General features: G+C 71.2%; 27 protein-coding genes. 16 read left to right on the top strand and 11 right to left on the bottom strand.

The window, feature by feature from the left end; all coding sequences use genetic code 11:
- Positions 1-20: 20 nt before the first annotated feature.
- The 5 genes from ACIA8X_RS03010 (at position 21) to ACIA8X_RS02990 (ending at position 4,389) form a co-directional block, all read left to right on the top strand.
- Complete coding sequence (locus ACIA8X_RS03010) at positions 21-1,370, top strand: tetratricopeptide repeat protein (RefSeq protein ID WP_393454234.1); 1,350 nt, start codon at positions 21-23, stop codon at positions 1,368-1,370.
- 131 nt (positions 1,371-1,501) lie between these two features.
- On the top strand, positions 1,502-2,506 hold the full coding sequence (locus tag ACIA8X_RS03005) for a permease (RefSeq protein WP_393454237.1): 1,005 nt from the start codon (positions 1,502-1,504) through the stop codon (positions 2,504-2,506).
- Positions 2,503-3,279: a TIGR03943 family putative permease subunit gene (locus ACIA8X_RS03000; protein WP_393454240.1), complete on the top strand. Its 777-nt coding sequence runs from the start codon at positions 2,503-2,505 to the stop codon at positions 3,277-3,279. Before ACIA8X_RS03005 ends, ACIA8X_RS03000 begins: the two co-directional genes overlap by 4 nt.
- Before the next feature lie 156 nt (positions 3,280-3,435).
- Positions 3,436-4,179, top strand: a complete 744-nt coding sequence (locus ACIA8X_RS02995; protein ID WP_399457659.1) for a GAF and ANTAR domain-containing protein — start codon at positions 3,436-3,438, stop codon at positions 4,177-4,179.
- A 45-nt stretch (positions 4,180-4,224) separates the two neighbouring features.
- The gene (locus ACIA8X_RS02990) at positions 4,225-4,389 is read left to right on the top strand and encodes a hypothetical protein (RefSeq protein ID WP_393454246.1); all 165 of its coding nucleotides are present in this window, start codon (positions 4,225-4,227) and stop codon (positions 4,387-4,389) included.
- Positions 4,390-4,453: 64 nt separating this feature from the next.
- Here the strand turns inward: ACIA8X_RS02990 and ACIA8X_RS02985 are convergent, their stop codons facing one another.
- From ACIA8X_RS02985 to ACIA8X_RS02965, 5 genes are all read right to left on the bottom strand, one after another.
- Positions 4,454-5,233, bottom strand: a complete 780-nt coding sequence (locus ACIA8X_RS02985) for a hypothetical protein (protein ID WP_399457658.1) — start codon at positions 5,231-5,233, stop codon at positions 4,454-4,456.
- Positions 5,234-5,394: 161 nt separating this feature from the next.
- A complete protein-coding gene (locus ACIA8X_RS02980; protein ID WP_393454251.1) occupies positions 5,395-6,186 on the bottom strand; it encodes an ABC transporter permease in 792 nt (263 codons plus the stop codon).
- The gene (locus ACIA8X_RS02975) at positions 6,183-7,169 is read right to left on the bottom strand and encodes an ATP-binding cassette domain-containing protein (protein WP_399457766.1); all 987 of its coding nucleotides are present in this window, start codon (positions 7,167-7,169) and stop codon (positions 6,183-6,185) included. Before ACIA8X_RS02975 ends, ACIA8X_RS02980 begins: the two co-directional genes overlap by 4 nt.
- Positions 7,170-7,254: 85 nt before the next feature.
- Entirely contained in the window at positions 7,255-8,103 is an 849-nt protein-coding gene (locus ACIA8X_RS02970; protein WP_399457657.1) for a DUF4097 family beta strand repeat-containing protein, read from the bottom strand.
- A gap of 109 nt (positions 8,104-8,212) precedes the next feature.
- On the bottom strand, positions 8,213-8,737 hold the full coding sequence (locus ACIA8X_RS02965; RefSeq protein WP_399457656.1) for a toxin-antitoxin system HicB family antitoxin: 525 nt from the start codon (positions 8,735-8,737) through the stop codon (positions 8,213-8,215).
- A gap of 223 nt (positions 8,738-8,960) precedes the next feature.
- On the opposite strand from ACIA8X_RS02965, the gene ACIA8X_RS02960 reads away from it, so the two are divergent.
- The gene (locus ACIA8X_RS02960; protein ID WP_399457655.1) at positions 8,961-9,452 is read left to right on the top strand and encodes a hypothetical protein; all 492 of its coding nucleotides are present in this window, start codon (positions 8,961-8,963) and stop codon (positions 9,450-9,452) included.
- A 34-nt stretch (positions 9,453-9,486) separates the two neighbouring features.
- Here ACIA8X_RS02960 and ACIA8X_RS02955 read toward each other — a convergent pair whose 3' ends face one another.
- Positions 9,487-10,203: a DUF6333 family protein gene (locus ACIA8X_RS02955; protein WP_399457654.1), complete on the bottom strand. Its 717-nt coding sequence runs from the start codon at positions 10,201-10,203 to the stop codon at positions 9,487-9,489.
- A 279-nt stretch (positions 10,204-10,482) separates the two neighbouring features.
- Here ACIA8X_RS02955 and thrS point away from each other — a divergent pair, with 279 nt between their 5' ends.
- From thrS to ACIA8X_RS02925, 6 genes are all read left to right on the top strand, one after another.
- Positions 10,483-11,742, top strand: coding sequence for a threonine--tRNA ligase (thrS, locus tag ACIA8X_RS02950; RefSeq protein WP_399457653.1), 1,260 nt, complete (start codon positions 10,483-10,485; stop codon positions 11,740-11,742).
- 71 nt (positions 11,743-11,813) lie between these two features.
- On the top strand, positions 11,814-12,782 hold the full coding sequence (locus tag ACIA8X_RS02945) for a nucleoside hydrolase (RefSeq protein ID WP_393454269.1): 969 nt from the start codon (positions 11,814-11,816) through the stop codon (positions 12,780-12,782).
- Positions 12,783-13,132: 350 nt separating this feature from the next.
- Complete coding sequence (locus tag ACIA8X_RS02940; protein ID WP_393454273.1) at positions 13,133-13,603, top strand: hypothetical protein; 471 nt, start codon at positions 13,133-13,135, stop codon at positions 13,601-13,603.
- Between the two features lie 99 nt (positions 13,604-13,702).
- Positions 13,703-13,975 carry a hypothetical protein gene (locus tag ACIA8X_RS02935; RefSeq protein ID WP_393454275.1) on the top strand — a complete coding sequence of 91 codons (273 nt, stop codon included), beginning with the start codon at positions 13,703-13,705 and terminating at the stop codon, positions 13,973-13,975.
- 71 nt (positions 13,976-14,046) lie between these two features.
- Complete coding sequence (locus tag ACIA8X_RS02930) at positions 14,047-14,961, top strand: ABC transporter ATP-binding protein (protein ID WP_399457652.1); 915 nt, start codon at positions 14,047-14,049, stop codon at positions 14,959-14,961.
- Positions 14,958-15,899 carry a hypothetical protein gene (locus ACIA8X_RS02925; protein ID WP_399457651.1) on the top strand — a complete coding sequence of 314 codons (942 nt, stop codon included), beginning with the start codon at positions 14,958-14,960 and terminating at the stop codon, positions 15,897-15,899. The genes ACIA8X_RS02930 and ACIA8X_RS02925 overlap by 4 nt, the downstream gene beginning before the upstream one ends.
- Before the next feature lie 98 nt (positions 15,900-15,997).
- On the opposite strand, the gene ACIA8X_RS02920 is transcribed toward ACIA8X_RS02925, so the two are convergent.
- Positions 15,998-16,930 (bottom strand): LAETG motif-containing sortase-dependent surface protein, encoded by a 933-nt coding sequence (locus ACIA8X_RS02920; protein ID WP_399457650.1) that lies wholly within the window; start codon positions 16,928-16,930, stop codon positions 15,998-16,000.
- Between the two features lie 287 nt (positions 16,931-17,217).
- On the opposite strand from ACIA8X_RS02920, the gene ACIA8X_RS02915 reads away from it, so the two are divergent.
- Positions 17,218-18,882 carry an alpha-amylase family glycosyl hydrolase gene (locus ACIA8X_RS02915; RefSeq protein ID WP_399457649.1) on the top strand — a complete coding sequence of 555 codons (1,665 nt, stop codon included), beginning with the start codon at positions 17,218-17,220 and terminating at the stop codon, positions 18,880-18,882.
- 1 nt (position 18,883) lies between these two features.
- Here the strand turns inward: ACIA8X_RS02915 and ACIA8X_RS02910 are convergent, their stop codons facing one another.
- The 3 genes from ACIA8X_RS02910 to ACIA8X_RS02900 form a co-directional block, all read right to left on the bottom strand.
- Positions 18,884-19,534: a DUF4142 domain-containing protein gene (locus ACIA8X_RS02910; RefSeq protein ID WP_393454761.1), complete on the bottom strand. Its 651-nt coding sequence runs from the start codon at positions 19,532-19,534 to the stop codon at positions 18,884-18,886.
- 258 nt (positions 19,535-19,792) lie between these two features.
- Complete coding sequence (locus ACIA8X_RS02905) at positions 19,793-20,605, bottom strand: ABC transporter permease (protein WP_393454290.1); 813 nt, start codon at positions 20,603-20,605, stop codon at positions 19,793-19,795.
- A 63-nt stretch (positions 20,606-20,668) separates the two neighbouring features.
- Positions 20,669-21,613, bottom strand: coding sequence for an ATP-binding cassette domain-containing protein (locus ACIA8X_RS02900; protein ID WP_399457648.1), 945 nt, complete (start codon positions 21,611-21,613; stop codon positions 20,669-20,671).
- Positions 21,614-21,767: 154 nt separating this feature from the next.
- On the opposite strand from ACIA8X_RS02900, the gene ACIA8X_RS02895 reads away from it, so the two are divergent.
- From ACIA8X_RS02895 to ACIA8X_RS02885, 3 genes are all read left to right on the top strand, one after another.
- Positions 21,768-22,466, top strand: coding sequence for a TetR/AcrR family transcriptional regulator C-terminal domain-containing protein (locus ACIA8X_RS02895; protein WP_393454296.1), 699 nt, complete (start codon positions 21,768-21,770; stop codon positions 22,464-22,466).
- 68 nt (positions 22,467-22,534) lie between these two features.
- A complete protein-coding gene (locus ACIA8X_RS02890; protein WP_393454299.1) occupies positions 22,535-22,819 on the top strand; it encodes a hypothetical protein in 285 nt (94 codons plus the stop codon).
- A gap of 278 nt (positions 22,820-23,097) precedes the next feature.
- A complete protein-coding gene (locus ACIA8X_RS02885) occupies positions 23,098-23,958 on the top strand; it encodes a carboxypeptidase regulatory-like domain-containing protein (protein WP_399457647.1) in 861 nt (286 codons plus the stop codon).
- Between the two features lie 45 nt (positions 23,959-24,003).
- Here ACIA8X_RS02885 and ACIA8X_RS02880 read toward each other — a convergent pair whose 3' ends face one another.
- Complete coding sequence (locus ACIA8X_RS02880) at positions 24,004-24,465, bottom strand: FxLYD domain-containing protein (RefSeq protein ID WP_393454305.1); 462 nt, start codon at positions 24,463-24,465, stop codon at positions 24,004-24,006.
- Positions 24,466-24,503 lie beyond the last annotated feature (38 nt).

Here is a 24,503-nt window from a genome sequence, read left to right as displayed (position 1 = left end):
CGAGTTGGGGGAGTCCAGAAATGTCGGACCGTGATGACCCGGGGACCATCGGGCGCAGAGTGCAGCAGCTGCGGGCCGATCGAGGCCTGACACAGCGGCAGTTGGCGGAGCCGGCGTACACCCCCGCGTACATCTCCACCCTGGAGGCCGGCCGCGTGCGCGCCTCCGACGACGCGCTCCGGCACATCGCCGAGCGGCTCGGGGTCGCCTTCGAGGAACTCGCCACCGGACGCCCCGCGCACCTCGTCACCGACCTGCGCCTGAGGCTGACCGAGGCCCAGCGCGCCCTCGCCACCGGCGACGCCGAGACGGCGGCCGAGCGGTACGCCGCACTGCTCGCGGAGGCCGAGGCGCACGGGTTCGTCGAGGAGCGGGCAGTCGCGCTGCTCGGACTCGGCGAGTGCGCGATCGACGCCGGTGAACTCACCTCCGCCCGGCGCCACTTCGAGCGCGCCGAGCAGCTGCTCGCCGAGGCCGACGCCCCACTCCCCGCCCGCGTCCCGGCGCTGCGCGGACGTGCCGTATCCCACTACCTCGCCGGAGAACTCCGCTACGCCGTCTACCTCCTCGAATCCACCCTCGACGAGCTGAACCGCGGCGGACTGCACGACCCCGACGCCCTCCTGCTGCTCTACGCCAGCGTCATCGGCCCCTATATGGACATGGGCGCCCACGCCCGCGCCGCCCAGGCCGCCGAGTACGCCCTCGCCCTCGCCCCGAAGGCGGCCGACCCCGCCCTGGTCGCCCGGATGCACCGCTCCGTCGCCCGCACCCTCCTCGCCGAGGGCCGGGTCGCCGAGGCCGACGCCTCCCTCGCCAAGGCCGCCGAGCTGTACCGCCAGCTCCAGATCCGTACCGAACTCGCCAACTGCCACTGGATGCGCGGCTACGTGCACGCCCAGAACGGCGAACTGGAGCGCGCCGAGGCCGAACTGCGCGAGGCCCGCACCATGCTCACCGCCCAGCGCGCCGCCCTCTACACCAGCCAGGTCGCCGTCGAACTCGCCGACGTACTGCACCGGCGCGGCAAGTCCGACGAGGCCGCCGCCCTCCTCCACGAGGTGCTCAGCGACCTCAGCCCCGAACGCGGCGCCCTGCACTCCGCCGCCGCCCACCGCCTCCTCGGCATCATCGCCGAGGACGCCCAGGACACCGAGACCGCCGAGGAGCACTACGTCCGCGCCCTGAGCCTGTTGGAACGCGCGGGCGCGGCCGGCGACCTCGCCGACCTGTGCCGCCTGCTCGGCGACCTGCTCCGCCGCACCGGCCGGGTGGAGGCGGCCCTGGACGCGTACCGGACGGGCCTGGGCCACCGCACGGCCCCCGGCACCACCACCCTCGGCCCCGCACCCGCACAGCCACCTCTGTGAACCTTTTGCAAGCCTCGGTAAGCACAGCTCCCTCTCCGAGGAACCCAAGGCTGCGCACAGGTCCCACCGGTTAGCCTTCCCCGGGACATCCGGACAGGTCCCGGGACATCCGGACAGGTGGGGACAGGCGCGTGGAGAACCAGCGGACCGTGGCCGACGGGCTGCGAGTCGTCGTACGCGCGCTCGTGTACGCCGTGCTCGGTGGCGCCGCGCTCGTCGCCATCGCCACGGTCGCCTCGGTGCTCGGCCCGATGCTCGCGCTCGACCTCTACACCCCGCCCGTCGCCGCCTGGTGGACCGTCTTCACGGCGATCGCGGTGCAGGGCGTGCCCTTCCTGCTGCTCGGCACGGTCGTCTCGGCGGCGATCGGCGCCTTCGTACCGGAGAAGGTCTTCAGCCGCCTGCTCCCCCGTAACCAGGCCCTCGCCGTACCCGTCGCCGGCGCGGCCGGTGTCATCCTGCCCGGCTGCGAGTGCGCCTCCGTGCCCGTCGCCGGGAGCCTGATGCGACGCGGGGTCGCCCCGGCCGCCGCCCTCGCCTTCCTCCTCTCCGCCCCCGCCATCAACCCGGTCGTCCTCGTCGCCACGTCCGTCGCCTTCCCCGGGCAGCCGCAGATGGTCCTCGGCCGGCTCGTCGCCTCGCTCGCCACGGCCGTCGTGATGGGCTGGCTGTGGGCACGGTTCGGCCGCGAGGAGTGGCTGCGGCTGCCGAAACGGCCCACCGGCCACTCCGCCTCCGGCCTGCGCGCCTTCACCGCCGGGCTCCAGCACGACTTCCTGCACGCGGGCGGCTTCCTCGTGCTCGGCGCGGCGGCCGCGGCGACCTTCAACATCGCCGTACCCCGCACGGTCCTGGACCTCTTCACCGGCTCGCCCTGGCTGTCGGTGCTGCTCCTGGCGCTGCTGGCGGTCGTCCTGTGCGTGTGCAGCGAGGCGGACGCGTTCGTCGCCGCCTCACTGAGCGGGTTCTCGCCGACCGCGCGGCTGGCGTTCATGGTGGTCGGCCCGATGGTCGACCTGAAGCTGATCGCCCTGCAGGCGGGGACCTTCGGACGGTCCTTCGCCGTCCGGTTCTCCGCCGTCACCTGGGTGGTGGCCGTGCTGAGCAGCGCGCTGGTCGGGTGGTGGCTGCTGTGAGGCGCTACGGTCCGGCGGTGCTGCTGCTCCTGACGGGCGCGGCGATCCTGCGCATCTCCCTCTTCGGCGAGCTGTACCTGCGCTATGTGCAGCAGGCGCTGCGGCCGTATCTGGTGGTGTCCGGTTGCGTGCTGGTCGGGCTGGGGCTGGTGGCGGCGGTCGTACGGCGGCGGGAGCGGCCGGAGGACGAACGGCAGGAGTACGACGGCGAGGACCACGCCCCCGCGCACGACCACGACGAGGAGGGGGCGAGCCACGGTCACGACCACGGCCACAGCCCCCGCATCGCCTGGCTCCTCACCCTCCCCGCCCTCGCGCTCCTGCTCTTCCCGCCGCCCGCCCTCGGCTCCTACAGCGCCGAACGCGAGGCCGCGCAGCAGGCGGCGCAAGGGGTCGGGGCCTTCCCCGCGCTGTCGTCCGGGAACCCGGTGGATCTGACGCTCGCCGAATTCAGCTCCCGGGCGATCTACGACAGCGGACGGTCGCTGGCGGGCCGCACGGTCCGGCTGACCGGCTTCGTCACCCGCGACGACGACGGCGACGGCACCTGGTACGTCACCCGTCTCCTCGTCGCCTGCTGCGCCGCCGACGCCACCACCAGCAAGGTCGAGATCCGGGGCGCGGACGCCCCGCCCGTCGACGCCTGGGTCACCGTCACCGGCACCTGGCACCCCAAGGGCAAGCTCGGCACGGACGCGGCCTGGCCGCCGGTTCTGGACGCCGCGTCGGTGCGGCGGATCGCCCAGCCGTCGAACCCGTATGAGAGGCGTTAAGGGCGCGGGAACGGGCGGTCGCCGGGGCGGCCGACGGGTTTCGCGGGGCGGGCCTCGGGTAGTCGGGCGTCGTCCGGGGCGGGCGGTGAGGTGGCCGTCGAGGCGCCTTGGACCAGGTTGGACCAAGCAGGCCGCGCTCGGAACGAGGAGGCTGCCGTGCGGCCCAGAGACGAGCATCGAGGTGAGCGGGGCCGGGACTGTGCCGGTGCCGCGGACGCGATCGCCGGGGGCGTATACGACGTGGGGCCCGGTGATATCCCGGCGCGGCTGTGCGATGTGGCCGTACGACTGCTGCCCGTGACCGGCGCGAGCGTGTCGCTGCACACCGACGGCATGCCGGTCCAGCTGGGGGCGAGCAACGCGCAGGCGGCGTATGTGACCGAGATCCAGGCCACTTTGGGCGACGGTCCCTGCCAGTCCGCGGCGGCGAGCGGCGCGGCGGTGCTGGCCCGCGATCTGACGGCCGGGCGGGACGTACTGCGCTGGCCGGTCTTCGCCCAGCAGGCCACCGCCGCCGGGGTACGGGCGGTGTACTCGATGCCGCTCGGCAACGACTCGGTGTGCGTGGGCACGCTCGACCTCTACAGCGACACCCCCGGTGACCTCACCGACCACGAACTGCGGACGGCGCGGCTGATGGCCGGGATGATGACCGTGGCGCTGATGGCGCTGTCGCGCGCGGAGGACGCGGGCGGCCCGGACGACGAACTCTGGCTGAGCGGCCTCGCCACCGACCACGATCAGGTCTACCAGGCCACCGGCATGATCATGGCCCAGCTGGGCGTGGGCACGGACGAGGCCCTGGCCCGCCTGCGCGCCCACGCCTTCGCCTACGGCCGTACGGCTCTGGACGTGGCCGGGGACGTGGTGGCCCATCGCTTGCGGTTCGACCGGGACTAGGGACTGTCTGACAGTTCCCGCCGGCCCCGCCTAGGATCGTCGACCATGGTGGAAAAAGTGGGCAACTCCCCGAATGCCGACGACCCGCGCATGGCCGAGGTCGTGGCGCTCGTGCGCAAGGGCAAGAAGATCCGGGCGATCAAGCTGTACCGGCAGATCACCGGGGCGGGCTTCGAGGAGGCCTCGGAGGCGGTCGAGCGCATCAGCTAGCGCTGGGCGTCGGCCGGCGCTGCGTATCGGCTGACGCTGGGCGTCGGCCGGCCGTGCGGCTAGCTCAGATGTCCGCCTTGCCCCGCTTCCTGGCCTCGGCCAGCCGGCGGGTGCCCAGTTCGATGGCCGCCCAGGTCGCGTCGGACGATACGTCGGCGAGGCCGCCGTTGGTGAGGGTGACCGCGTCGTCGCCCACGCGGACGGCGGCGAGGTGCAGCGTGAGCGTGGGCGCGTCGTCGGACTCGGACACCGCGCTGAGGACGATCCGCAGACCCACGCGGGCGTCCCCGACCTCCGGCATGTCGGCCTCGCTCACCTCGACGGTCATCGTCCCGCTGCCCGCGGTCGCGATGAACTCCCCGCACTTCTCCGGCATGCTGCCCAGCCACGCCAACGTCCGGTCCAGGTCCTCGGGCCGATGGGCCACGACCTGGTAGCGCATCTGGGCCCCGTCCCAGGTGTCGTCCAGCCCGACCGACGCACGCGTACGGGCGTCCGGCCCGAACAGTTCCTCCGAGTACAGGACGTCGAGCAGCCGCCCGCAGTCGGCCGACTCGGCGCTCGCCTTCAGCATGGAGTCCCGCCAGGTGGCGAACCCCATGGTGGGCACCCAGGGCTCGCCGAGGTCGGTCTCGCTGATGAGGGCGGCCCTGGCCTGGGCCTCGGTGAGGGTGGGGGCCGCCGCGGGGGTGGGGGACGCGGTGGCGGAGGCCGCTGGGGAGACCGCGGCGGGGACGCCCCTGATCGCCTGGTCCAGGCGGCCGAGGGAACACGCGGACGCGGACAGCAGGGCGGCCCCCGAGAGGGCCGAGGCGATGACGGTGCGGGCCGGGGGACGGGGCATCGCGAGCCTCCTGTGCGGGCGTCGAGGGTGCGCTCAAGATCGGGTGCGTGTTCTTAAGGCACCATCACAGGAGTACGACCACCAGCGCGCCGGGCCGTCCGGGTGACGGCGCCGACGCGGCAGCGGGGGTCTGCTCGTGTTCCTTCGGGTCCCGGTTCCCGCTACTTCGGGTCCCGGTCGAACAGTGACCTGGACCAGAAGTAGCCGAGCGCGGCCAGTGCCAGGCACCAGGCCACGGCGAGCCATCCGTTGTGGCCGATCTCGCTGCCCAGCAGCAGTCCGCGCAGGGTCTCGATGGCCGGGGTGAACGGCTGGTACTCGGCGATCGGCCGGAACCAGCCCGGCATCGCGTCGACCGGGACGAAGGCGCTGGAGAGGAACGGCAGGATCATCAGCGGCATCGCGTTGTTGCCGGCCGCCTCGGCGTTCGGGCTGGACAGGCCCATCCCGACCGCGATCCAGGTGAGCGCAAGGGAGACGAGGGCCAGCAGCCCGACGGCGAGGAGCCACTCCAGGGCGGTGGCGTCCTTGGCCCGGAACCCGATGGCCACGGCGACGGCCCCGACGAGGACCACGCTCATCACGCACTGCAGCACGCTGCCGACGACGTGTCCGATGAGCACCGACCCGCGGTGGATCGCCATCGTGCGGAAGCGGGCGATGATGCCCTCGGTCATGTCCATCGCGACGGACACCGCGCTGCCGATGGTGGTGCCGCCGATGGTCAGCATCAGGATGCCGGGGAAGAGATACGCGAGGTACTCGGACCGGTCCGCCCCGGCGCCCCCGATGCCGGCGCTCATCACATCGCCGAAGATGTAGACGAAGAGCAGCAGCAGGATGACCGGCGTGAGCAGCAGGTTGAGGGTGAGGGACGGGTAGCGGCGCACATGCAGCAGGTTGCGCCGCAGCATCGTGGACGAGTCGCGCACGGTGAGGGACAGGGAGCTCATCGGACAGCCACACCCTTCTTGTCGGTTCGGTCGGTGTCGCCGGTCAGGGCGAAGAACACGTCGTCGAGGTCGGGTGTGTGCACGGTCAGCTCGTCCGCCTCGATGCCGGCCGCGTCGAGCCAGTCGAGGATGGAGCGCAGTTCGCGCTGGCTGCCGTCGCTGGGGATCTGCAGCGCGAGCGCCTCGTCGTCCCGGGTGACCTCGCGCAGCGCGGCGGCGGCGGACCGGTACGCGGACGGGTCCGAGAAGCGGAGCCGTACGTGCCCGCCGGGGACCAGCCGCTTCAGCTCGTCGGCGCTTCCCTCGGCGGCGATCCTGCCGTCGTTCAACACGGCGATACGGTCGGCGAGTTCGTCGGCCTCCTCCAGGTACTGCGTGGTGAGGAAGACGGTGACGCCGTCGGAGACGAGTTCGCGGATGATCCCCCACATGTTGTGGCGGCTGCGCGGGTCGAGGCCGGTGGTCGGCTCGTCGAGGAAGATGATCCGCGGGCTGCCCACCAGCGTCATGGCGATGTCGAGGCGGCGCTTCATACCGCCGGAGTAGCTCTGTGCGGGCTTCTTCGCGGCCTCCACGAGGTCGAAGCGCTCCAACAACTCGGCGGTGACCCGCCGCCCCTCCCGCTTGGGCAGGTGGTGCAGGTCCGCCATGAGGAGCATGTTCTCCTCGCCGGTGATCAGCCCGTCGACGGCGGAGAACTGCCCGGTGACGCCGATCGCGGCGCGCACCCCGTCCGGTGACGTGGCGACGTCGTGGCCCGCGACCTGGGCCTGCCCGCCGTCGGCCGAGATCAGCGTGGACAGGATCTTCACGGCGGTGGTCTTGCCGGCACCGTTCGGCCCGAGCAGAGCGAAGACAGACCCTGCCGGGATGCGCAGATCGATGCCGTCGAGGACGGTCTTGTCGCCGTACGACTTACGCAGACCGACGGTGGAGACGGCGGCCGGGGACGCGTGACCGCCGCCCTGGCTGGACGTGGGCATGACAGATGAAGGCATGGAGCCCTCCCAATCGAAGGGTGGTGAAGTGGCAGGTGGGGTGGGTGAGTTGAGGACCGTGACCGCGGGGTCAGGCCTTGGCGCGGCGGATGTCGATGTTGCCCCAGTTGGTCCGCGCACGGACCTTGACGGTGTCCTCGGTCTGCTCCGGCGCCTCGGACTCGGCGAGCATGTTGCGCACCTGGCCGCGGTTGGAGCTGACGTCGAGCCAGGCGGCGGTGCCCTCGCGGATGCCGATCTCGATGACGCCATTGGAGGTCTCCAACTGGACTTCGCCGCTGGCGACTTCGGCGACGCGCAGGTAGCCGTTGGTCGCGGTGCCGGTGACCGACGCCTCGGCCCGCGCGATGTCGATGCCGCCGTTGGCGCCGCTCAGCCGCAGCTCGCCGGTCACGGTGCCGACGGTCGTGGTGCCGTGCGAGTTCTTCAAAACGGCGGGGCCGTCGATCGTGCCGACGCGCACGTTGCCGCTGCTGCTGGTGATCTCGGCCGTGCCCTCGACCCGGTCGACGGTGATCGAGCCGTGCGACGCGGTCAGGTTCACCGGGCCGGTCGTGTCGAGGCGGGTGTCGCCGACCGAGGTCTTCACACGGACCTCGCCGAGCCGGCCCTCTCCGAGCACCTGGGCCCAGGCGCCGGTCATGTCGACGTGCGAGCCCGCGGGCAGTTCGACGGTCACGTCGACGGCGCCGGTGCGGCCGAGGCCGAACAGATTGGCTTTGGGGGTCCTGACGGTCAGTACGCCGCTCACGTATGTGACCTCGGTCTGGTCGGCCGCCCGCGCGTCCGGGTCCCTCTTCGGGTCGCGGGGCCGCACCTCCACGAGGGTGTCGAGGCGGTCGCCCGCGATGAACTGGATGGAACCGGCCTCCACTCGCGCGGTGACCGAGATCGCTTCGGGAGTGTCGAAAGAAGGCATGGCTGTCCCGTCCTCTTGAGTCCTTGGGTCGTCCCCGCAGGTGGGACGTGGTGTGGGTGAAGTGGTGCGGGTGAAGTGGTGCGGGTCAATCGATGCGGGCGGGGCGCGGCTAGCGCACCCAGCCCGTGAAGCTCTGTCCGACGGTCTGGGCCCGCTCCGTCGCCCGCGCTCGCGTGCCACCGTCGACCGCCGCCGACACGGCCCGCACGAGCCACGCGTTGACCGACAGGCCCTCGCGGCTCGCGGCCTCCTCGGCGCGCGCCTTGAGATGGGCGGGCAGACGCAGGTTGACGCGGGCGGTGCCGCCCTCGTCGCCCTCGGCCGGGGCCGGGGCCGGGGCCCTGAGCGGTTCGGCGGGCGCGGCCGGCTCCACGGTGGTGCCACCGTCGCGCGGCGGTGGTGTCACCACGAAGTCGGGGTCGAGCCCGCGCAGCCGTACGTCGACCGAGCCGGGGGCGAGTTCGCGTGTGATCTCGTCCATCGCGGCGGACAGCACGTTGAGCATGGTCAGCCGGGTCGCCGACTCCAGGGGAGCGGTGAGCCTCTCGGCCAGCTCGCGGGCTTCGTCGCCACCGGCTTCGGCGGCCACCGCGAGTTCGCGGCGGAGGGTGTCGACATACGGGGTGAGGTCCATGACGCCATCATGGCACCACATTGGCGCCACGTGCAACCCCCGGGGAATGGCGGCGGGTGGCTCTGGGTGGCGCGAGGTGGCGCCGTATGGCATCACCTGGCGCCAAGTGGCGCCACGGTGCGCCATGCGGCGCCACCCGCCGTCTACGACGTACCCCTCATGGCTTCTGAGCACCGGCCGATGAACAACACATCGGTACCAACGAAGCCCGGAGCCAGCAGCCATGAACCGCACCGCGTCCACCCAGACCCCCAAGCTCTCCCGCAAGAAGGCCGCCCTGGCGGCCGGCATCTCCGCCGCCCTGCTCGGGGCGTTCGTCACCACGCAGGCGGCGGACACGTCGAGCGCCGACGGAAAGCCCGGCCGCACCGTCGCGGCCCCCTACGTCCTCAACCTGTACGGCGAGGAGTACGCCGACACCGGCCACCCCGAGCGCCGCCCCGCCAACCTCGTGCTGTCCGAGTTCACCCACATCAACAACGTGAAGTGGAAGCAGTGGGGCGCGAAGAAGGCCTACGGCACCGGCGAGGTCGGCGGTACCTGGTGCCTGCCGGCCTGCCTGGACAAGCCGTTGAAGGGGACCATCACCCTCTCCGACCCCAAGACCGTGAAGGGCAGGACGTTCTACTCCGCCTTCACGCTCAAGCTGTCCGGTAAGCCCGGAACGTATGATTCCGAGGACCTTCAGGGCAAGCACGCCCTCGCCACCCCCTGAGCGGCGGCGACGTGATCCGCCGGGCGACTTTGCGTCAGCCGCCCGTGAAGTACTGATCCTCCATCGTGGACGTGGCGAACTCGGTGTGCCGCACGCGGAAGGCCGTGGTCTGTATCTGCCCCCACCCCCAAGGGTCGGCCTTGCCCAGGGCCAGTGCGGCGAAGTCGGCCCATTCGACGTCGGCCGGGTCCTCCTCGTCCAGACCGAGGTCGTGCAACGCCTCCGTGGAGATGCCGAGGGCGGAGGCGATGGCGAACGGGTCGCCGGTCACCTCGAACGGCTCGTCCCCGGGCCAGCCGGCGGCGTGGAACATGGCCCCGTCGGGCAGCCAGACGACGTCCTCGGTGTGGGACGCCCCGCCGTGGAAATGGACGCCGACGATCCGAGCGTCTGGGTAGCGCTCACGCAACGTGCGGGCCTCCGTCAGGAGGGGGGTGTCGTTGCCGTCGTCGGCCAGCGCGGGGTCACTGATCCCGAGGACGTGCCCCCATCCGGCGGCCTGGACGATGTCCAGGTCGGCCCGCGTGTCCGGGTACGGCACGTCGAGGACGGAACGGGGCCCGATCTCCTCCAGGACCGCATCGACGGTCCCGAACGACGCGGCGAATTCCGCGGCCCGGACAGGGTCGTTGGCGGGAAACGCGCGAGCGTCCACGTCGAACGGCGGGAGCAGGACGGTGAGGTTGCAGTGGCCCATGGAGCCGCGCACCATACGGTCGGGCGGGACGGTCCAGAAGCCGACGTCAGTCATGCCGGTCAACGTAACGGGACTGACTGACAATCATGCGCTGCGCCAGCCCCACCAGCCGCGAGAACATCCCGTCCGTCATCAGCGCCGCCAGGTTGTGAAATCAATCGCGCACCCACCCGCCCGCTGTTACCGTCGCCCCCATGAAGCGCGCCAATCCGTCTCTCACGACGACGCCGGACCCCGTCCCGGCGCGCTGACAGCTGAGCGAATACCCAAGCCCCGGGGCGAGCACCCCGGGGCTTTGTCGTGGTGCTCGTCCGTTCACCCGGAGGAGCAGCCATGCACGATCACCGCCGCCTCGGCCGCGAACTCGACCTCTTCGACACCGACCCCCTGATGGGCGCGGGCCTGCCGTACTGGCTGCCCGACGGGGCCGTCGTCCGCCACGTGCTGGAGGAGTACATCCGTGAGGCCGAACGCGAGGCCGGCTACCGGCACGTGTACTCACCGGTGCTCGGCAAACGCGAGCTGTACGAGCTCTCCGGCCACTGGTCCCACTACAGCGACGACATGTTCCCGCCGATGGACATGGGTGCCGGCGCCGACCAACTCGTCCTGCGCCCCAGCCTCTGCCCCCACCACGCCCTGATCTACCGCTCCCGCTCCCACAGCTACCGCGAACTCCCCTTCCGCATGGCCGAGTTGGGCGGCATGTACCGCTCCGAGCTGTCCGGCGTCCTCGGCGGTCTCACCCGCGTCCGAGCCATCCACCTCAACGACGCCCACATCTTCTGCACCCTCGACCAGGCCGTGGAGGAGGCCCGCGCCGCCCTCCAGCTCATCGCCCGCGCCTACGCGGACCTCGGCATCCACGCAGCCCGCCACCGCCTCTCCCTCCCGAGCGAGGACGGCGGCGGCAAGTACGTCGCCGACCCGGCACTCTGGCAGCGAGCCACCGCCCTCCTCCGCGAGGTCCTCGACGGCTCCGGCATCCCCTACGAAGCAGCCGAAGGCGAAGCGGCCTTCTACGGCCCCAAGATCGACGTCCAGATCGCCGACCCGTCCGGCCGCGAGGCCACCCTCTCCACCGTCCAGATCGACTTCCACCAGCCCGAACGCTTCGACCTGCACTACATCGGCCCCGACGGCGCCAAGCACCGCCCGGTCATGGTCCACCGCAGCATCATCGGCAGCGTGGAGCGAGCCGTCGCCCACCTCATCGAGCAGCACGGCGGCGCCTTCCCGCCCTGGCTGGCCCCCGTGCAGCTGCTGATCCTCCCCGTGTCGGAGGCTCAGGTCGCGTCGGCGGAGAAGCTGCTGCGCCGGGCCCTCGACCAGGGCCTGCGCGCCGAACTCGCCGGCCCCGAACACGGCACCCTGGGCGCCCGCGTCCGCGCGGCCCGCCTCGTGCCGTACCAGGCGGTCATCGGGGAGCGGGAGGCGGCGGCGGACGGCGACCTCGTGGCCGTACGACTGCGGGACGGGCGTCGGCCGGGGGCCGTACCCGGCGCGGAGCTGGTCGCCCGGATCGCCGCCCGCGTCGCGGCACGCGGCTCCGAACTGTGGGACGGGAGTCCCGTCACCGGACGGCCTGCGTAGGGTCGCTCTAGTAGGAGCCCACCCGGAGTCCCCCCCCCGGGACTCCCCCCTCCCCCACAAGGAGCCTCGCCGTGACGAACGACGGTCAGCCCATCCCGGTGATCATCGACTGCGACACCGGCGTCGACGACGCCCTGGCGCTGCTGTTCGCCGTACGCCACCCGGGGCTGGACGTGCGCGCGGTGACCTGCGTGGCCGGGAACACGGACGTGGACGGCGTCGTACGCAACACCCTGACCGTGCTGGAGCAGGCCGGCGCCCCCGACATCCCGGTCGCCCGGGGCGCCGCGCTCCCGCTGATCGAGCCCGCGCGCTCGGCCCGGCACGTGCACGGCGAGGACGGCATGGGCGACATCGGCCTGCCCGCACCGACGCGCACCCCGGCCGACGTGGACGCGGTGACGCTGCTGCGCCGCGAGATCCTCGCCTCGCCGAGGCCCGTGACGCTGATCCCCACCGCGCCCCTCACCAACATCGCCCTGCTGCTGCGCACCCACCCGGAGGTGACCCGCAACATCGAGCGGATCGTCTTCATGGGCGGCGCGGTGGCCTGCGGAAACGCCACGCCGGTCGCGGAGTTCAACGTGTGGCACGACCCGGAGGCGGCGGCGATCCTGCTCACCGCCGGGGTGCCGATCACCATGTACGGCCTGGACGTCTTCCAGCGGGTCGTCGTCCCCGGCGCGGACGTACGGCGCCTGCGCGCGAGCGCGGAACCCGGTGCCCGCCTCGCCGGCGAGCTGCTGTCGCACCGCCCGGCCACGCCGGACGTCGGCGCCGACTCCGAGGCCGGCGGCATCGGCGACGCGGGCGCGGTCTGCGCGGTCGTCGACCCGGCGGGCATCACCACCCGCCTCCTCCCCGTGGAGGTCTCCCTCGCCCCGGGGCCGACGCGCGGCCAGACGATCGTCGACCGCCGCCCCCGGCACGGTGAGTCCGAGATCCACGCCGGTGCGCGCGAACAGGCGTTGGTGGACGTGGCTTTGGACGTGGACGTGGAGCGTTTCGTGAAGCTGTACCTGGAGACGGTTCTCGATTAAAAGGTTGCCAATTGAATTGAATTGGCAACCGAAGCGGGAGGCCTTTACGTGCCCCGTGCGCGCAAACTCGGTTTCTGGCCAAGTGGCTTAAAGCTGTGTTACGTTCTCCCCGCGTCGAACACCCGCCCTGACCAGCGGCGTTGAGACGCAAGGACCCGTAATCCAGCACCCGTGGGTTTGGCTGTTTGGCCGTTTGGGCTTTTCGGTCGCCCTTGGGGGCTTTTTGCGGTGTGTCCGCAGAGAAGTAATCGGGGGAAGAAGTCCGGGGGGACCCTTTTCGGTTTCCACGCCTGTTCAGGTCGCCCGCACGGGCTTCCTCCCCTTGCGATTGAACGCAAGGGAGATTCTACATGACCCGCAATACATTGCGTATGGCGGCTGTTTCCGCTATGGCCGCGGTGACGCTCGGCGCCGGTGCCGCTCTGGCGCAGGCTTCGGAGGCCACTCACGCCCGTACGGCGTCCACCGCCGAGGTGAGCCTGTCCGCGGCTCAGGCCCGTACGTTTCTCGCCGGCCCGGCCGTCAAGGCCGAACTGAGCACGCGGGACGCGCAGTCGGTGCGTGCCGTGGCCGACGGCAAGGCGACGAAGGCCCAGACCCGAGGTGCGGCCAGCAGCGCCGTCAAGGCTCTGTACAACCTGATGAAGCGGCACGGCGGCAAGCTCTGGGACGACGCGGTCAAGGCCGCCAAGTCGGGCTGGGGCAAGTTCCGTGGCTACATGAACGGCCTGCCCTGGTACCACCCGGTCCGGATCGCCTGGGTCGCCGCCGGCGGTGAAGTGCAGTACGCGCTGTGGAGCTACATCAACAGCCTGTTCTAGGCCCTGCTCCAGTAATTGAGGTGGCGTCCGGGCGGCGGCCGGAAAAGGCCGACGCCCGGGCACCCCGTCCCATAGCGAGGAAATAGCGAGGAACAACCCATGGCCTCCACCACCGAAATGTCCACCACGCTCAAGAACCTGTGGGCCTCGCCGTTCTGCTTCATCACGGCGGCGTTCATCGCGTTCCACGTCGTCGGGAACAAGGACGCCGGCTGGGCTCTGATGGCCGCCGGGCTCATCGGGCCGCTTGTCGCCCTCGTCTGGGGCGCGGCCCGGCGTGAACGGCCCGACTCGTTCGTGATCGTTCCGATGGGAGCAATGGTGCTGTTCACCGTGCTCTTCGCCATCAACAAAGGCTTCCCCTGGTCCTGACGTTCCGTCAGTGACAGGTTCGTATGTCAGATCCGCTTCGTATGTCAGATCCGCGCACGGAGGAACACGCTGTGCCGAAAGGCGAAGTACTTGCCGAAGCACGGGACCTGAGACGCTCGTTCGGCAGCAGAACGGTCCTCGACGATGTGTCGCTGACGCTGCGCGCCGGCGAGGTCACTGGCTTCGTCGGCGCCAACGGCGCGGGCAAGACCACCACCATCCGCCTCATGCTGGGCCTCGCCCACGGCGAGGGCACCACGCACTTCCTCGGCCGCCCGCTGCATGCCTGGGGCTCTCCGGGCAAGGTCGTGGGTGCGGTCCTCGGTGGCATCGCCGGCCATCCGGCGCACCGGGTGCGGTCGCATCTGCGGATGGTGGTCGCCGGGTGCGGCGCGTCGGACCGGCGCGTCGACGACATGCTGGAACTGGTGGGCCTCACCCAGGCCGCCCAGCTGAAACTGTCCCAGCTTTCCCTGGGAATGGCCCAGCGCGTGGGTATCGCGCAGGCGCTGCTCGGCGATCCGCCGGTGCTCATTCTCGACGAGCCCGCGAACGGCCTCGATCCGCACGCGATCCGCTGGCTGCGGGAGTTCCTGCGGGACCAGGCCGCGCAGGGCAGGGCCGTCATGGTCTCCAGCCACCTGCTGGGCGAGATGGAGCAACTCGCGGACCGTGTGGTCGTGTTGTCGCGCGGCCGCGTCGTGGCCGCCTCGCCGATCGCGGAGCTGCTGTCCCGGGCGGGCAGCCGGAACGTGGTGACCGTGCAGACGCCGGATCTGCCGGAGCTCACGCGCCTGGTGGAGGAGAAGGGCGGGCGGCTGCAGCCGACGGGCGGGCCGAGCGCGCACATCACCGGGCTGGACCGGATCCGGGTCGCCGCCCTCGCGGCCGACGGTGGCGTGGCCCTGCACTGGCTGTCGGAGGACGCGCCGTCGCTGGAGGACTTCTACCTGTCCATCGCGGAAGAGGAGTTCAGGATCTCGTGACCGCACACCTGACACACACCCCGCCCACTGCCGATGGGCCGCTGTCCCCTATTTCCCCTGCTTCCCCTACTTCCGCCACTTCCCCTGCTTCCACCCCACGGACGGTCCCGGCCGGCGAGGCGCTGCGCAACGCGTGCCGGTACGAGTGGCGCCATCTCACCGCGCTGCGGTCCACCTGGGTGCTCCTCTCCGTGGTGGCCGCGCTGAGCCTGCTCACCGGCCCGGGCCTCCTGATCGACCTGGACAGGACGCATCCGATCGGCGCCGCGTCGATGGGCGACGTGCTGGCGTGGGCGCCGATGACCACCCAGATCCCCATGCTGTGCTTCTTCGTGCTGGTCCTCGGCACGGGTCCGGTCTCCACCGACCTGGTGCGGGGCGCGGCGCGCACGACGTGGCTCGCCGTCAACGGCCGCCGGACGGCGTATCTGGCGAAGAGCGTGGTCGGGTTCCTGGTGGGCGCCGGTGTGGCGGCGACGAGTGCGCTGGTGGGCGGGGTGTCGGCAGCGGCCGTCCTCGCCGTGTCGGGTGCGCCGCAGCCGGCGTGGAGTGCGGTTGTGGTGCCCGTGCTGCGGTTCGTGCTGTGGATGGGCTGCTGGGCGCTGCTGTGCATGGCGCTGGTGGCGCTGATGCGGAACAGGACCATGGCGGTGGTGGCGCTGTGCCTGTGGCCCGTGCTGGGTGAACGGCTGGCCGGTCTGCTGCTGGGGTACGTCCCCGGGCTGGACGGTGTGGGCGACTGGCTGCCCTTCACGGTCGGCCGGGCGATGCTCACCGACCTGTCGGCATTTGCCGGCGACGAGCGATCGTTCGCGGAGGCCATGGTCGGGTCGGATGTGTCGACCCCGGTGGCCCTGCTGGTCTTCCTGCTCTACACGGCGGCGCTGACGGCGGCAGGCTACTGGGCGTATTCGCGCCGCGAGGCCCCGACCGGCTGAGGTGCGACCGTGCGGAACGGAAAGGGGCCCGGGGAATCACCCCGGGCCCCTTCACGTGCCGTCGATCGGGACGTGCCGTCGATCGGACGTGCCGTCGATCAGGAACGCGCCGCGCGCCGCCGCTTCGACGCCACGACGAACGCCGCGCCGCCCGCCACCAGCACCACGGCGCCGATCGCGATCGGGCCGGTCGCGCTGCTGCCGCCGGTCTGGGCGAGGTCGCCGCCGCCGTTCGGGGACGGGGCCGGGGCGGACGTCGACTCCGAGGGCTCCGGGGTCGGGGTCTCGGTGGACGGGGTCTCGGAGGCCGGCGGCGTCGTCTCCTCGGCCGGGGTCGACGGCTCGTCGGTCGCGGGCTCCGACGGCTCGGCAGGCGGAGTGGTCGGCGGCTCCTCGGTGGCCGGCGGCTCCGTCGTGCAGTCCTTCGTGCCGCCGTTCCAGGCCGCGATCAGCTTGTCCTTGATGACCGGGCGGTCCGGGCCCTTGGGCAGGTCACCGTGCTCGAAGCCGTCGCCCGCGTCGAGCTTGCCGTCGAACTTCACCGCACCCCGGTACAGGTCGATCTGCGCGAAGCAGCCCGCGTCCGGGACGGCGATGTCGAGGGTGTCGGTCTGGCCGGGCTTGACCGTGACCGTGTCGAAGTCCACGAAGACCTGCTCGCCGGAGGTGGCGAACGTCGGCCCGTGGGCCAGGTAGGACGCGAGCGAGGCGGTGCACGTCGTCGCGTCGGCGGCGGCGCGGACGGAGACGTGGACCTTGCCGTCGTCGGTGACCTTCAGGTTCTGGTCGTCGACCTTGACGGAATCGTAGAAGTTCGTGCCGTCGAGCGAGAACTGGCAGCGGTCGGTGGCCGTCTCCGTGCCGGCGCCGGTGCCGGGCTTGTAGGTGCCGCCGGACTTCCAGCCGTCACCGCCGTGCGTGCCGTGGGCCCAGGCACCGGAGGCGGCGGCGACCGTGGCCGCGCTGAGGACGAGCGACGCGGCGCCCGTCCCCAACAGGCGTCGCGCCATGACACGTCTCGCTATGGACATGCGTATCCCATCGTGGGGTGAGTGGTCGACGAAGAATCGACGAAATGGAATCGACGAAGAAGAAACACAGACTCACTGGGCTCATTGGTCACATGCGCCACAGTGGTGAGCACATCGTCGGGCGACGGAAGAACGCTGTCAACCTGCGAGAACGCAACGGAACTTCAAAGCGCAATCACGATTCCGTCACACCGGGAACGATCTGATCCGCTCTACGTGGTGTTCGCTTTTCCGGCGAAGTGGACAGAGTTCTCACTGTCGTCCCTTCGCACCCTTGAGGAGACCGCGTGAGTGTCCGCACCACCCCGCCCGACCTCTCGTCCCGCGACCCCGACTGGTGGCGCCAGGCCGTCATCTACCAGGTCTACCCCCGCAGCTTCGCCGACGGCGACGGCGACGGGCTCGGTGACCTCAAGGGCGTCACCCAGCGCCTGAACCACCTCACCGGCCTCGGCGTGGACGCCCTGTGGCTCAGCCCCTTCTACCCGTCCGAACTGGCCGACGGCGGCTACGACGTCGCCGACTACCGCGACGTCGACCCCCGCCTCGGCACCCTCGACGACTTCGACGCCATGACCGCCGAGGCCCACCGCCTCGGCCTGAAGGTCATCGTCGACCTGGTCCCCAACCACACCTCCCACCAGCACGTCTGGTTCCAGGAGGCGCTGCGGTCCGCCCCCGGCTCGCCCGCGCGCGACCGCTACGTCTTCCGCGACGGCCGCGGCCCGCACGGCGAACTCCCGCCCACCGACTGGCAGTCCGTCTTCGGCGGCAGCGCCTGGCGCCGCGTCCCCGACGGCCAGTGGTACCTCCACCTGTTCACCCCGCAGCAGCCCGACCTGAACTGGGCGCACGAGGAGGTCCGCGCCGACTTCCGCACCACCCTGCGGTTCTGGTCCGACCGCGGCGTCGACGGCTTCCGCGTCGACGTGGCCCACGCCCTCGCCAAGGACCTGAGCGAGCCGCTGCGCGACCTCGGCGCCCCGGAACTCAGCCGCGAGGACGAACTCGTGCGGTTCCCGCCCGGCACCCACCCCTTCTACGACCGCGACGAGGTCCACGAGATCTACCGCGACTGGCGCAAGATCTTCGACGCCTACCGCCCGCCCCGCATGGCGGTCGCCGAGGCCTGGGTGAACCCGTCCTCCCGCCGCGCCCTGTACGCCCGCCCGGACGAACTGGGACAGGCCTTCAACTTCGAGTATCTCCAGGGCAGTTGGGACGCAGACGAGCTCAAGCGAATCATCACCGACTCGCTCGCCACCGCCCGCTCGGCCGGCGCCTCCGCCACCTGGGTCCTCTCCAACCACGACGTCGTACGCCACACCTCCCGACTGATGCTCCCGCCCGGCACCGACGACAACGCCTGGCTGCTCTCCGGCGGCCACGCCCCGGCCGTCGACGAGTCGGAGGGCCTGCGCCGCGCCCGCGCCGCGACCCTCCTCATGCTCGCGCTGCCCGGTTCGTCGTACGTCTACCAGGGCGAGGAACTCGGCCTCCCCGAGGTCGGCGACCTGCCCTTCGAGGTCCTCCAGGACCCGATCTGGGAACAGACGGGCCGCGTCCGCAAGGGCCGCGACGGCTGCCGGGTGCCGCTGCCGTGGACGACGACGGGACCGTCGTACGGCTTCGGCGCGGGCGGTTCCTGGCTGCCGCAGCCGGAGTGCTTCGCGGCGTACGCCGTGGCGGCCCAGGACGGTGTGGAGGGCTCCACCCTGGAGCTCTACCGCAAGGCCCTGCGCCTGCGCCGCAAGCTGCTGGAGGGGGAGGAACTGGAGTGGGCGGCGGACGGCCCGCCCGGCGTCCTGCACTTCGCCCGCTCGGCGGGGTGGCGGTGCGTGGCCAACCTCTCCGGTACGGCGGTCGAGATGCCGCCCGGTGAGGTGCTGATCTGCAGCGGGCCGCTGGAGGGGGGTCTGCTGAGGCCGGACACGACGGTCTGGCTGGCGTAGCTCAAGGTGTGAGCGTCACTTGGGGTTCGCCCGCCGACGGTGGTGGCGGGGTCAGGTCCTGGGACGGGAGCTGCGGCGGGGTCGTCTCCTGGAACAGGACCTGGTCGAAGTCGACCAGCCCCGTCTTCTCCATGACCGTGATGTGGTCGAGCACGGTGTCGTTGGCCTGGTCGGCCAGTTGCCGTACGAGGGTGTTCTCGGTGGTGGCCCGGATCTTCGCGACGGTGGAGAAGATCTGGCCGTGCGTGGTGCGCAGGATGTTGGCCATGTCGCTGTCGAACTGCTTGCCTGCGTCCGAGTTGAGCGTGGCGACGAATCCCTGCTGTTGGGGGCTGGGCCGGTTGGGCAGGGTGATGTTCAGCCGCGCGGCGATCCTGCGGCAGGTGGCGTCCAGCCCCGCGTGCCCGGCGACCAGATGCCGACCGGCCGTGCGCACCGCCGCGGTCGTGCCCTTCTGCAGGGCCATCTTCCCCACCGGGTACTCCCACAGCCCGGCTGCCCGCACCTTGACGACGAAGTCCCGGTCGGCCTCGGTCAAGGGGCCGGTCGGGGTCCGGGCGATGACCCGGGTCTGCGAACTGGAGACCGTGCTGAAGCCGAGCATCGAGGGATAGGCGAGGGCGGCGAACGTGAGACTCAGCGCGCCGCCCAAGAAGAACGTGCCGGTTGCCTGTCGAGTGATACGCACCGTGCTGCCTCCTGCCCCGGGGTCGTCGTACGGAGGTACGGGCCCCGGGGCGTGGGGGGCCTTTTGGCTTGGTACAGGCTCGGCAAAGCGATGTCTGTAAGCGTCCCTGGCGAAATAGGCGGCGGTTCGGCAGCGCCGCTCAGGGGCGCGGGGAACTGCGCGACCAGCCACGACGGCGCCGCAGACGAACGACCACACATCGCGGCACTCCCAGCGGAGCGCCTACGCGCCCTTTCGGAAGGTCGAACGCGCCCACAGATAGCCCACCAGACCGAGGCCGGCGCACCAGCCCAGGGCGATCCACGCGTCGTTGCCGATCTCCGTGCCGAGCAGCAGGCCGCGCAGGGTCTCGTTGATGGGCGAGAAGGGCTGGTACTCGGCGAACCACCGCAGTCCCGTCGGCATCGAGTCGGGGGTGACGAAGGCGCTGGAGAGGAAGGGCAGGTAGATCAGCGGCATCGGGGCGTTGCTCGCGGCCTCGATGGTCTTCGAGTTCAGGCCCATCGCGGCCGACAGCCAGCTCAGGCCGAAGGCCAGGAACATCAGCAGACCGAGCGCGGCGACCCACTCGACGGCGGTGGCGTCGGGGCGGAAACCGATCGCGTACGCCACCCCGGTCACCAGGGCGAGGATGCAGACGATCTGGATCATGTTGCCCAGCACATGCCCCGTGAGCACCGAACTTCGCCAGATCGCCATCGTGCGGAACCGGTTGATGATGCCCTCGGTCATGTCGGTGCACACGGTCACCGCGACCGTGATCGTGCCGGAGGTCACCGCCATCACGATGATGCCGGGGACGAGGTAGTTGATGTAGGCGTCGCGGTCGCCGACTCCGATTCCCTCGCCGATCGCGCCGCCGAAGACGTACACGAACAGCAGCAGCATCAGGACGGGCAAGGTGACGATCTGCACCGTCAGGGATGGGTAGCGCAGCATGTGCTTGATGTTGCGGCGCAGCATCGTCATCGAGTCGCGGAAGGCGTAGGAGCGGGCGCGCGCGGGGGTGGGGGTGGCGGTGGTGGCGGTGGTCATCGGGGTGTCCTTTCAGGGACGGGACGGGACGGGACGGGTCGGTTCGGGACGGGCGGCGGCGGTTCAGGCGGCGGTCGTGGTGCTGCTCTGCCGGCTCTCGGTCAGCGCGAGGAACACGTCGTCCAGGTCGGGTGTGTGCACGGTCAGCGACTCGGCCTCGACCGTCGCGGCCTCCAGCAGGTCGAGGACCGCGCGCACGGTGGCGGGGGTGCCGTCGCCGGGGACGTTCAGGGCGAGGTTCTCGGGGTCGCGCTGAGCGACCTCGAACACCCGGGCGGCGGCGTCGAGTTGCCGTTCGTCGGCGAACCGGAGCCGGATGTGGCTGCCGGGGATGCGGCGCTTGAGCTCCTCCGCGGTGCCCTGGGCGACGAGCCGGCCGCCGTGCAGCACCGCGATGCCGTCGGCGAGTTGGTCGGCCTCCTCCAGGTACTGCGTGGTGAGGAAGATCGTGATGCCCAGGTCGGCGACCAGGCCGCGGACCAGCTCCCACACGGTGCGGCGGCTGCGCGGGTCGAGGCCGGTGGTCGGTTCGTCGAGGAAGATGATCCGCGGGTTGCCGACCAGGGTCATCGCGAGGTCGAGCTTGCGGCGCATACCGCCGGAGAAGGTGGAGGCCGGCTTCTTCGCCTCCTGGGCCAGGTCGAAGCGCTCCAGCAGCTCGGCGGCGATCCGGCGGCCCTCGGCGCGGCTCAGGTGGTGCAGGTCCGCCATCAGCAGGAGGTTCTCCTCCGCCGTCAGCAGCCCGTCGACCGCGGCGAACTGGCCGGTCACACCGATGGACCGGCGTACGTCGTCGGCCTGCCGCACGAGGTCGTACCCGTTGACGAGGGCCGTTCCGCTGTCAGCGCCGATCAGGGTGGACAGGATCTGGACGGTCGTGGTCTTGCCCGCGCCGTTCGGGCCGAGCAGGGCGAAGACCGACGCCTCGGGGATGCGCAGGTCGATGCCGTCGAGCACCAACTTCTCCCCATACGACTTGCGCAGGCCCTCTGCGTGGATGGCGGTCATGACTCTCCTCAGCGACTTCTACGGTGACTTCTACGGGGACTTTTACGGTGTGCAACTCCGTGGACTTGAACACCGTAAAACTTGACTTGCACGGTGTGCAAGTCCTTTGGGTCAGGAACTTTTACAGCGTGCAAGAGGCAGTTACGCTGGTCCCATGGCGCGAGAGACCTTGAACCGTGAACAGATCGTCCGGGCGGCGATCGAGCTGCTGGACGAAGAGGGCATCGACGGCCTGAGCATGCGCAAGCTCGGCCAGCGGCTGGGCTCGGCGGCCACGGCGATGTACTGGCACGTCGGCAACAAGGAGAACCTGCTGGTACTCGCGGCCGACGAGGTGTGGGACGAGGTCCGGCTGCCGGAAGTCCCAGCGGTGGGCTGGCGGGCGGCGGCGCGCGAGCTGATGTTCGCCGCACGCGAGCTGTGCGACCGGCACCGCTGGCTGGTGCGGGTGATCACCACGTACGTCGGCTACAGCGAGGGGATGGCCCGCTTCCAGGAGTGCGCGTACGAGACCTTCGAGGCCGCCGGGTTCCGGGACGCCGACCTCGACTGGGCCGTGAGCACCCCTTTCATGTTCGTGACGGGGCTGGCGTTCATGACCTCGACCGAGGCCGCCGAGATCAAGGAGCGGGCCTCGCGGGACGGGGCCGAGCAGCCCGAGGACGAGGCCGCGGTCGTCGAGCGGGCCCACGCCATCGCGGCGAAGTACCCACGGCTGGCCGCCAGTGCGGAGGCGCAGGCGCGGCGGGGGCAGAGCTTTGCGGAGCAGGTGGAGGAGGTCTTCGCGTTCGGCGTGGAGACGATCCTCGACGGCCTGGAGGCCCGACTGGCGGCACGGTCCGACTCCGTCTGAGTGGAGGGGAGCGGCTCCCGCGCGTGGCGAACCGCCCGGGGCGGCCCCCTGCCCAAGGATCCGGACGCGTGGCACGCACCTTCGAAGAACTGGTCGCCATGCAGCGGGCGGCGGACCAGGCGCACACCAGGGTGGAGGAGCTCCGTGACCAGTACGGGCCGCCCGCCCACACCCCGTGGACCGAGCTCCAGACCGACACCTACGAGACCGCCTGGCGGGCCTGGCGCGACCTCGCCCGCGATGTCCAGACGGTGGTGACCGAGTACGCGAAGGAACAGGGCACCTCGCGGACCGAGACCGAGGAGGACGTGAAGAAGGCGGCTCGGCATCCGGAGCAGGGGACTCAGCCGTAGTCGGATTGGCGGGGAAGGGGATGTCGGATCACCGGTATCGCTGGACCCCGCCGGTCCTCCTGGACTTGGCCCTCGTGATCGTCCCGTCCCTGCACCTGCTGACGTCGGCCGCCCGCCGGTTCGCCCGCGTCGACCGAGGGCCCCGGCCGGGCCGCCGGACGGGTGGTGCGCGCCGCTTTACCGGTCCGTACGGCCGAACAGCACGCGTGACCTGCGGAACGTGCCGCGAGAATCGCAGGCAGTGGTGTTGCCGACGTATGTGAGGAGCCCCGCCGAAGATGAGCAGGTCCTGGAAGACGACGGTTCTCGGGTCGCTCGCTGTCGCGGGCGTTGTGCCCATCTCGGGGGTGACCGGTGGGACCGGGGTGACGTACGCCGCGGAGCGCACGACCGAATCGACCGCACCTGTGGCCTCGGTCGGCTCGGTGGGCCGTGATCTGTGGGCGGCGGCGACCATCGAGCCAGGGCGGGAGGGGCTCGTCGAGGTGGGGGGTTACGAGGGGGTTCCGGCAATGGAGGCGCCGCTGGGCGCGGGTTCCACGCTGACCCTGTCCGCGCCGGCGACCACGAGGGTGACGGGTCTGCCGTTCGCCGCGCTCGGGTACCGGGGGGCGGTGGCGCAGGGCGGGGCCAGCGGGACGTACACCTTCGCGGGCGTGCCCGATTCGGCGAGGGAGGCGGTGCCCGTGTGGAAGAGCCGTACGTTCCCCTTCGTCCTGTCGGTCCCCTCGGACGCCGAACCCGGCACCCGGCTGCCCGACTGCACCCTGGTCCTGCGGGACGCCGACGGCACCGTGCGGGAGAGGGGCACCTGCACCGTGACGGTCGGGCTGCCCGCGCCGACCCTGTCCCGCCCCCAGTCGGGCGTCCCGGTGAGCGCGTTGTCGAGGATGATCGGCACGGCCTATCCCGGCGCCCAGGTGACGGTCCGCGACGCGGCGGAGAACGAGGTCTGCGCGACCACCGCCGCCCCCAACGGCATCTGGCACTGCCTGCCCGCCCTCGCCCTCAAGCCCGGTCCGGGCCGCCTCCAGGCGACGGCGACGATGAACGGCGTCAGCGCGACGAGCGAACAGATCGACATCACCGTGTCGGGAGCGCCCGAGCCCCGGCAGCCGGACGCTGCTCGCCGTCGGTAGCGCCTGGGAGTAGCGCCTGAGAGCAGCGCCTGTCAGTAGTGCCCGTCAGTAGCGCAGCGCCCTCGCCACCTCGGCCCGTATCTCGCCACTCAGGTTGCGGGTGCTGCGGGCGGTGCCCTTCCCCGACTTGCCTCCTGGTACGTCGGACACGGTCACCACGGTGGCGTCCAGGAAATTGCCGTCCTCGTCACGGAAGTTGATCTGCACGCCGAAGGACCGGGTCGCGTCGGTCGTGTTGTCCGCCGTGACCTCCACGGTCGTACGGCCGTCAGAGTCGGTCTTCGGCTCGGCGAGCTTCACCGCGTCCTTGGCGTCGATACCGCCCTTGATGTCGTCCAACTGGCGACCCGCCTCCGCTGTCGCCGAGGCGACGGCCGACGCGGCCTTGCTCGCCACAGAGGAGGGAGTGTCGCCCTCGCCGCATGCGGTCAGGAGGGCGGCGGCCAGCGTGGCGGTCGTCGTGAGGATCGTGGTGGTCGTCGTCGACCGCGTTCGGTGACCGGGCATGGAGCCTCCAGCGGATGCGTTCCGGATCGTGCCGGGAC

The sequence above is a fragment of the Streptomyces sp. NPDC051738 genome (assembly GCF_044453205.1).
GTDB lineage: Bacteria > Actinomycetota > Actinomycetes > Streptomycetales > Streptomycetaceae > Streptomyces.
The sequence above is the reverse complement of the archived record's forward strand: the minus strand, read 5'-3'. Positions and strand labels throughout refer to the sequence as shown.

What these genes read in the sequence shown, in the direction of transcription:
- ACIA8X_RS02885 (WP_399457647.1), top strand. Translation starts at nt 23,098, where the DNA reads ATGAGCAGGTCCTGGAAGACGACGGTTCTCGGGTCGCTCGCTGTCGCG.
- ACIA8X_RS02905 (WP_393454290.1), bottom strand. Translation starts at nt 20,605, where the DNA reads ATGACCACCGCCACCACCGCCACCCCCACCCCCGCGCGCGCCCGCTCC.
- ACIA8X_RS02940 (WP_393454273.1), top strand. Translation starts at nt 13,133, where the DNA reads ATGACCCGCAATACATTGCGTATGGCGGCTGTTTCCGCTATGGCCGCG.
- ACIA8X_RS02960 (WP_399457655.1), top strand. Translation starts at nt 8,961, where the DNA reads ATGAACCGCACCGCGTCCACCCAGACCCCCAAGCTCTCCCGCAAGAAG.
- ACIA8X_RS02965 (WP_399457656.1), bottom strand. Translation starts at nt 8,737, where the DNA reads ATGGACCTCACCCCGTATGTCGACACCCTCCGCCGCGAACTCGCGGTG.
- thrS (WP_399457653.1), top strand. Translation starts at nt 10,483, where the DNA reads ATGCACGATCACCGCCGCCTCGGCCGCGAACTCGACCTCTTCGACACC.
- ACIA8X_RS02880 (WP_393454305.1), bottom strand. Translation starts at nt 24,465, where the DNA reads ATGCCCGGTCACCGAACGCGGTCGACGACGACCACCACGATCCTCACG.
- ACIA8X_RS03010 (WP_393454234.1), top strand. Translation starts at nt 21, where the DNA reads ATGTCGGACCGTGATGACCCGGGGACCATCGGGCGCAGAGTGCAGCAG.
- ACIA8X_RS02955 (WP_399457654.1), bottom strand. Translation starts at nt 10,203, where the DNA reads ATGACTGACGTCGGCTTCTGGACCGTCCCGCCCGACCGTATGGTGCGC.
- ACIA8X_RS02990 (WP_393454246.1), top strand. Translation starts at nt 4,225, where the DNA reads ATGGTGGAAAAAGTGGGCAACTCCCCGAATGCCGACGACCCGCGCATG.
- ACIA8X_RS02935 (WP_393454275.1), top strand. Translation starts at nt 13,703, where the DNA reads ATGGCCTCCACCACCGAAATGTCCACCACGCTCAAGAACCTGTGGGCC.
- ACIA8X_RS02985 (WP_399457658.1), bottom strand. Translation starts at nt 5,233, where the DNA reads ATGCCCCGTCCCCCGGCCCGCACCGTCATCGCCTCGGCCCTCTCGGGG.
- ACIA8X_RS02975 (WP_399457766.1), bottom strand. Translation starts at nt 7,169, where the DNA reads ATGCCCACGTCCAGCCAGGGCGGCGGTCACGCGTCCCCGGCCGCCGTC.
- ACIA8X_RS02900 (WP_399457648.1), bottom strand. Translation starts at nt 21,613, where the DNA reads ATGACCGCCATCCACGCAGAGGGCCTGCGCAAGTCGTATGGGGAGAAG.
- ACIA8X_RS02895 (WP_393454296.1), top strand. Translation starts at nt 21,768, where the DNA reads ATGGCGCGAGAGACCTTGAACCGTGAACAGATCGTCCGGGCGGCGATC.
- ACIA8X_RS02970 (WP_399457657.1), bottom strand. Translation starts at nt 8,103, where the DNA reads ATGCCTTCTTTCGACACTCCCGAAGCGATCTCGGTCACCGCGCGAGTG.
- ACIA8X_RS02980 (WP_393454251.1), bottom strand. Translation starts at nt 6,186, where the DNA reads ATGAGCTCCCTGTCCCTCACCGTGCGCGACTCGTCCACGATGCTGCGG.
- ACIA8X_RS02920 (WP_399457650.1), bottom strand. Translation starts at nt 16,930, where the DNA reads ATGTCCATAGCGAGACGTGTCATGGCGCGACGCCTGTTGGGGACGGGC.